The 6,733-nt window shown below is 64.9% G+C and carries 7 protein-coding genes and 1 pseudogene; all 8 read left to right on the top strand.

Annotated elements, in window-relative coordinates:
- The first annotated feature begins 312 nt into the window (after nt 1–312).
- Nucleotides 313–1,263, top strand: coding sequence for an MBL fold metallo-hydrolase (locus ACEQXV_RS07550; protein ID WP_370268563.1), 951 nt, complete (start codon nt 313–315; stop codon nt 1,261–1,263).
- Nucleotides 1,264–1,270: 7 nt separating this feature from the next.
- Entirely contained in the window at nt 1,271–1,813 is a 543-nt protein-coding gene (locus ACEQXV_RS07545) for a DinB family protein (protein ID WP_370268561.1), read from the top strand.
- On the top strand, nt 1,810–3,426 hold the full coding sequence (locus ACEQXV_RS07540) for an FAD-dependent oxidoreductase (RefSeq protein ID WP_370268560.1): 1,617 nt from the start codon (nt 1,810–1,812) through the stop codon (nt 3,424–3,426). Before ACEQXV_RS07545 ends, ACEQXV_RS07540 begins: the two co-directional genes overlap by 4 nt.
- Nucleotides 3,427–3,431: 5 nt before the next feature.
- Nucleotides 3,432–3,629, top strand: a complete 198-nt coding sequence (locus tag ACEQXV_RS07535) for a DUF2783 domain-containing protein (protein WP_370252728.1) — start codon at nt 3,432–3,434, stop codon at nt 3,627–3,629.
- Between the two features lie 5 nt (nt 3,630–3,634).
- Nucleotides 3,635–4,177, top strand: a complete 543-nt coding sequence (locus tag ACEQXV_RS07530; protein WP_370268559.1) for a VOC family protein — start codon at nt 3,635–3,637, stop codon at nt 4,175–4,177.
- A 91-nt stretch (nt 4,178–4,268) separates the two neighbouring features.
- Nucleotides 4,269–5,600 (top strand): homogentisate 1,2-dioxygenase, encoded by a 1,332-nt coding sequence (hmgA, locus tag ACEQXV_RS07525; RefSeq protein WP_370268564.1) that lies wholly within the window; start codon nt 4,269–4,271, stop codon nt 5,598–5,600.
- Between the two features lie 122 nt (nt 5,601–5,722).
- Nucleotides 5,723–6,355, top strand: coding sequence for a maleylacetoacetate isomerase (gene maiA, locus ACEQXV_RS07520; RefSeq protein WP_370268558.1), 633 nt, complete (start codon nt 5,723–5,725; stop codon nt 6,353–6,355).
- A gap of 7 nt (nt 6,356–6,362) precedes the next feature.
- A pseudogene (locus tag ACEQXV_RS07515) lies at nt 6,363–6,733 on the top strand (fumarylacetoacetase); the annotation flags it as partial.

Raw genomic sequence — 6,733 nt, 5'->3', positions numbered from 1 at the left:
GCAGCTCGCCAGGTGCACAAGCACCCGCCATTCGGCCACCGTGATCCCGGCCTCGGCCCCGTAGATCAGCGACAGGCGGCGGCTCACGCGTTCGGACAGGACCGCGATTCGGTAGGGCAGGAAGTCTGCCAGTTCAAACGCACCCTCTGCCATCTGTCCGATTTTCCCCGATAATTCGTTGCAGCTGCAACGGCGTTGACATTTGTTGCAATTGCAACGATACCAGAGCCAAGGATCGGCGGGACGGGGCAGAGGGCCGCACCGCCGCGCGCGCGCAAACAGAACAGACAGGACAAACGGGAGACACCGGACATGGCAAAGGCCTTCGCGTCCCAGGGGGACATGACCGAAAAGACGATTTCCTTTACCGAGGTGGGCGAGGGGCTTTGGGCCTTCACCGCCGAGGGAGACCCCAACTCGGGCGTCATCATCGGCGATGAAAGCGTCATGATCGTCGAGGCGCAGGCGACACCGCGCCTGGCGGCCAAGGTGATCGAGAAGGTCCGCGAAGTGACCGACAAGCCGATCAGCCACCTGGTGCTGACCCATTATCACGCGGTGCGCGTGCTGGGGGCTTCGGCCTATGGCGCCGGGCAGATCATCATGTCGGACACCGCCCGCTCGATGGTGGTGGAGCGGGGCCAGGAGGACTGGGACAGCGAGTTCCAGCGTTTCCCGCGTCTCTTCGAAGGGCATGAAAGCATTCCGGGCCTGACCTGGCCCACCACCACCTTTTCCGACGCGATGACCGTCTACCTGGGCAAGCGCCGGGTCGACATCATGCATCTGGGCCGCGCCCACACGGCGGGCGATGCGGTCATCCACGTGCCCGACCAGAACGTGATGTTCACCGGCGATATCGTGGAATACCACTCGGCCTGCTACTGCGGCGACGGGCATTTCGGCGATTGGGGCAACACGCTGGACAATATCGCCTGGTTCGACGTGGACGCGATCGCACCGGGGCGCGGCGATGCGCTGGTCGGCAAGCAGATGGTGAATGCCGCCATCGAGAACACCCGCGATTTCGTGGAATCGACCTATCGCCCGGTGGCCCGCGTGGCCGCGCGCGGCGGCAGCCTGAAGGATGCCTGGGACGCCTGCCGCGCGGAATGCGACCCCAAGTTCGCCGATTACGCGATCTACGAGCATTGCCTGCCCTTCAACGTGGCGCGCGCCTATGACGAGGCCCGTGGCATCGACACGCCGCGTATCTGGACGGCGCAGCGCGACATGGAAATGTGGGAGGCCCTTCAGGGGTAAGCGGGCGATGCGCGATCCGTTCCTGACCATGGCCCTGAACAATGCCTGGGCAAACGCGACGCTCTACGGCGCGATCGCGGGGCTGACAGAGGCAGAGCTTGCGGCCCCGCGCCCGGGCTTCTTTCCCTCGCTCAAGGCCACGCTCAACCATATCTACGAGGTCGATCTCTACTACGTGGATGCTCTGGAAGCGGGCGGGCGGGGACGGTCGGTCTATGATCGCGAGGAGATCGCGTCGGTGGCGGAGCTGGCGAAAGCGCAGTCTGATGTGGACCTGCGGTTGGCGCGCTTTTGTCAGGGCCTGAGCCCCGCGATGCTGGACGAGGACCGGGCGACGGAACGGGGCGAGGGCATGGTGACGGAGAAGGTGGGGGCGCTTCTGCTGCATCTCTTCCAGCACCAGATCCACCACCGCGGGCAGGCCCACACGATGGTGGCGGATGCCGGGATTGCCCCGCCGCAACTGGACGATTTTCACCTGGAACATGGCCGCGTCCCGAGCGCGGCGGCCTATTGGCCGAGGGACATCTCGGGGGAGGAGGAGAGATGAACAAGGTCGCCGACAAGAAGATTTTCGAAGTGCCGCTGTATTCCTACGAGCGCTCGCCCGATCAGGATGCGCCCGCGCCGGTGCGCCGCAAGGTGGTGGTGATCGGGGCCGGTCCCATTGGCCTCGGGGCCGCCATCGACCTGGCGCAGCAGGGCATCGAGGTCGTGGTGCTGGATGACAACGACAAGGTCAGCTTCGGCAGCCGCGCCATCTGTTTTGCCAAGCGCCCGCTGGAAATCCTCGATCGGCTGGGCTGCGGGCACGAGATGGTCGACAAGGGAGTCGAGTGGCAGCTGGGCAAGGTCTTCTTTGACGACCGCAAGGTCTACGAGTTCAACCTGCTGCCCGAGGACGGGCACGAGTTCCCGGCCTTCATCAACCTTCAGCAATACTATTTCGAAGAATACATGGTGAACCGGGTCCGCGCCCTGCAGGCCGAGGGGGCGCCGATCGAGATCCGGGGACGCAACAAGGTGTCGGCCATCGGCACCCATCCCGATCACGTCACGCTGGAGATCGACACGCCCGAAGGCCCCTACAACCTGGAGGCCGACTGGCTGATTGCCTGCGACGGGGCCGGCTCGCCCACCCGCGCGATGCTGGGGCTCGATTTCGTGGGCCGCGTCTTCGAGGACAACTTCCTGATCGCCGACGTGATCATGGAGGCCGATTTCCCGACCGAGCGCTGGTTCTGGTTCGACCCGCCCTTCAACCGGGGGCAGTCGGCACTTTTGCACAAGCAGCCCGACGGGGTCTGGCGCATCGACCTGCAACTGGGCTGGGACATCGACAAGGAACGCGAGAAGCGGCCCGAGAACGTGATCCCGCGTCTCAAGGCCATGCTGGGCGAGGACGTGGAGTTCGAGCTGGAATGGGTCTCGATCTATACGTTCCAGTGCCGCCGCATGGAACGGTTCCGCCATGGCCGGGTCATCTTCGCGGGCGATGCTGCCCACCAGGTCAGCCCGTTCGGCGCGCGCGGGGCCAATTCGGGGCTTCAGGACACCGACAACCTGGTCTGGAAGCTCAAGCTGGTGATGGAGGGCAAGGCCCCCGAAACCCTGCTCGACAGCTATGATGACGAGCGCATCCACGGGGCGGATGAGAATATCCTCAACTCCTCGCGCTCCACCGATTTCATCACGCCCAAGTCCGAGATGAGCCGCGTGCTGCGCGATGCTGTTCTGGACCTCAGCGAACATTACGCCTTCGCCCGGCCGCTGGTGAATTCGGGTCGCCTCAGCGTGCCCTGCACCTATGACGGATCGGCCCTGAACACGCCCGACGCGCTGCCCGGCGGACCTGACCGGGCGCGCCCCGGCTCGCCTTGTGCCGATGCGCCGCTGGGCGAGGGGTTCCTGCTGCCCAAGCTGGGGGACCGGTTCACGCTGCTGACCATCGGCGCGGACGCGCCCGACAGCCTGGAGGCCGAGGGGCTGACCATCGACCGGCTGGCGCTGGACCCCACGGCCGAGCTCGCCGAGCGTTACCTGGGATCGGCGGCCAGCGCCGTCTATCTCATCCGTCCCGACCAGCACGTCGCCGCCCGCTGGCCCGCCTATGACGACGCCGCAGTCAAAGCCGCGCTCAAGCGCGCCATCGGCAAGGAGTAAGCCCCATGTCCGACCTCGTTCTGACCCCGAACATCCCCGGCGCGGATGATTTCTACGCCGAGCTTCTGGCCACCCACGAGGGACTGACCAAGGCTGAAAGCGACGCGCTCAACGCCCGGCTGGTTCTGGTGCTGTCCAATCATATCGGCGACCGCGCCGTGCTCAGCGACGCGCTGAAAGCCGCCGCCCTGTCCAAGGAGTGAGACCCATGAAGATCGAACAGATTCACCACGTCGCCTATCGCTGCAAGGACGCGAAAGAGAGCGTCGAGTGGTACAACAAGATGCTGAAGATGGATTTCGTGCTGGCGATTGCCGAGGATCACGTGCCCTCGACGCATGAACCCGATCCCTACATGCATATCTTCATGGATGCCGGGAACGGCAATGTGCTGGCCTTCTTCGAACTGCCCACCAAGCCCGAGATGGGCCGCGATCCGAACACGCCCATCTGGGTGCAGCACATTGCCTTCAAGGTGAAGGACCGCGACGAGCTGATCGCGTTCAAGGAGCATCTGGAAGCCAATGGTGTCGAGGTTCTGGGCGTCACCGACCATTCCATCTTCCACTCGATCTATTTCTTCGATCCCAATGGCCACCGGATCGAGCTGGCCTGCCCGGACCCGGAGGAAGAGGCGCTGCTGAAGCGGATGGATGAGGTTAAGTGGGACATGCTGGAGGAATGGTCGCGGACCAAGAAAGCCCCGCAGCATGCCGCCTGGCTGCACGCCAAGGAACTGAACAAGGCCTGAAACGCCACGGCCGGGGCAGGGGGGAAGGTCCTGCCCCGATCACGAGCCCGAGAGGAAACGCGCGATGACAACCCATGATCTGCCCAAGGGCATGGTGACGGCGGCGACCCGTCCCAACGAACTGCAATACATGCCGGGCTTCGGCAATGATTTCGAGACAGAGGCGCTGCCCGGGGCGTTGCCGCAGGGCATGAACAGCCCTCAGAAATGCAATTACGGCCTCTATGGCGAGCAGCTGTCGGGCACGGCTTTCACGGCGCCGAGCCATCAGAACGAGCGCACCTGGTGCTATCGTATCCGGCCCTCGGTCAAGCATTCGCACCGCTATGCCAAGATCGATCTGCCTTACTGGAAATCGGCCCCGCATGTGGACCCGGACGTGATTTCGCTGGGTCAATACCGGTGGGATCCGGTGCCCCATTCGGACGAAGGGCTGACCTGGCTGACGGGCATGCGCACCATGACGACGGCGGGCGACGTGAACACGCAGGTGGGCATGGCAAGCCATATCTACCTGGTCACCAAGTCGATGGTGGACGCCTATTTCTACTCCGCCGATTCCGAACTGCTTGTGGTTCCGCAGGAAGGGCGGCTGCGGTTCTGCACGGAACTTGGGATCATCGACCTGGAGCCCAAGGAGATTGCCATCCTGCCGCGCGGGCTGGTCTACCGTGTCGAAGTGCTGGAAGGCCCCTGCCGGGGCTTCGTGTGTGAGAATTACGGGCAGAAATTCGACCTGCCGGGGCGCGGGCCGATCGGGGCCAACTGCATGGCCAACCGGCGCGATTTCAAGACGCCCGTGGCCGCCTTCGAGGACCGCGAGACGCCCTCGACCCTGACCATCAAGTGGTGTGGCCAGTTCCATGAAACCAAGATCGGGCACAGCCCGCTCGACGTGGTGGCCTGGCATGGCAATTACGCACCGGTGAAATACGACCTGCGGACCTATTGCCCCGTGGGCGCGATCCTGTTCGATCACCCCGACCCGTCGATCTTCACCGTGCTGACCGCGCCCTCGGGCGTGGAGGGGACCGCGAATATCGATTTCGTCCTCTTCCGCGAACGCTGGATGGTGGCCGAGAACACCTTCCGCCCGCCCTGGTACCACAAGAACGTCATGTCCGAGCTAATGGGCAACATCTCTGGCCAGTACGATGCCAAGCCCAAGGGCTTCGTTCCGGGCGGCATGTCCTTGCACAACATGATGCTGCCGCACGGGCCCGACAAGAACGCCTTCGAGGGCGCGTCGAACGCGGAGCTGAAGGCCGAGAAGCTGGACAACACCATGAGCTTCATGTTCGAGACCCGCTTCCCGCAGCACCTGACCGCCTTCGCCGCCAAGGAAGCGCCGTTGCAGGACGACTATATCGACTGCTGGGAGAGCCTGGAGAAGAAGTTCGACGGCACGCCCGGCGTGAAGTAGGCTCGGAGGGGAGCCGGCGCGTCGACGCGCCGGGACCGCCGAGCGGGGACGCTCGGCGAGTGCGCCCCGGGTGACCGGGGCGCGTTGCGGGGCGCCGGCGCCCCGCCGGCGCGGGAGAGGACATGAAACTCTACACCTATTGGCGATCGAGCTGTTCCTACCGGGTGCGGATCGCGCTCGGCCTGAAGGGGCTCGACTGGGAAAGCCTGCCGGTCCACCTCGTGAAAGGGGAGCAGCGCAACCCGGCCTACCTGGCCCATAACCCGTCGGGCTTCGTGCCAACGCTGGTGCTGGAGGACGGCACCGAGCTGGTGCAGTCGCTGGCCATTCTCGACTATCTCGAAGCCGTCTATCCCGACCCGCCGCTCTTGCCCGCCGACCCGCTGGCCCGCGCACGGGTGCTGGCGGCGGCCCATGTCATTGCCATGGACACGCAGCCGGTGACGAATGTGGGCGTGGTGGGCCATCTCAAGGCTGCCCACGGGGCCGATCAGCAGGGGGGCATCGACTGGATGGTGCATTTCATGGAGCAAAATTTCACCGCCTTCGAGGCGCTGATCGCGCCCGAGGGCCGGTTCTGCTTCTGCGACAGCCCGACCTGGGCCGATATCTGCCTGGTCCCGCAGCTTTACAATGCCCACAGATGGGGGGTGCCTCTGGACCGCTTCCCCCGCCTTCTCGACATCGAACGCGCCGCCCTGGCCCTGCCGGCCTTCGACGCGGCGCGCCCCGAAACCCAACCCGACGCCGAATGAGGATTGCATGACCGGACTGAAAGAAAGCTGGGTCGAAAGCGCCAACGACCCGGAAACCGACTTTCCCCTGAACAACCTGCCCTACGGGGTCTTTTCCACGGAAGGCACCGCGCCGCGCTGTGGCGTGGCCATCGGGGACATGATCCTCGACGTGGCGGCGCTGGAGGCCAATGGCATCCTGTCTGCCGGTGACCCGCCGGTCTTTTCAAAGCCCTCGTGGAACGCCTTCATGGAGCTGGGCCCCGAGGGATGGGCGGGCTTTCGCGGCGCGCTGACCGCGCTCCTGGCCGCGGGATCGTCGATGCGCAAACGGGTGGAGCCTTTCCTGGTGGAGATGGACGCGGCCCGCATGCACATGCCGATCGAGGTGGCCGAATA

It is taken from the genome of Nioella sp., assembly GCF_964229645.1.
Lineage (GTDB): Bacteria > Pseudomonadota > Alphaproteobacteria > Rhodobacterales > Rhodobacteraceae > Nioella.
This window is presented reverse-complemented; position numbering and strand designations above follow the sequence as displayed.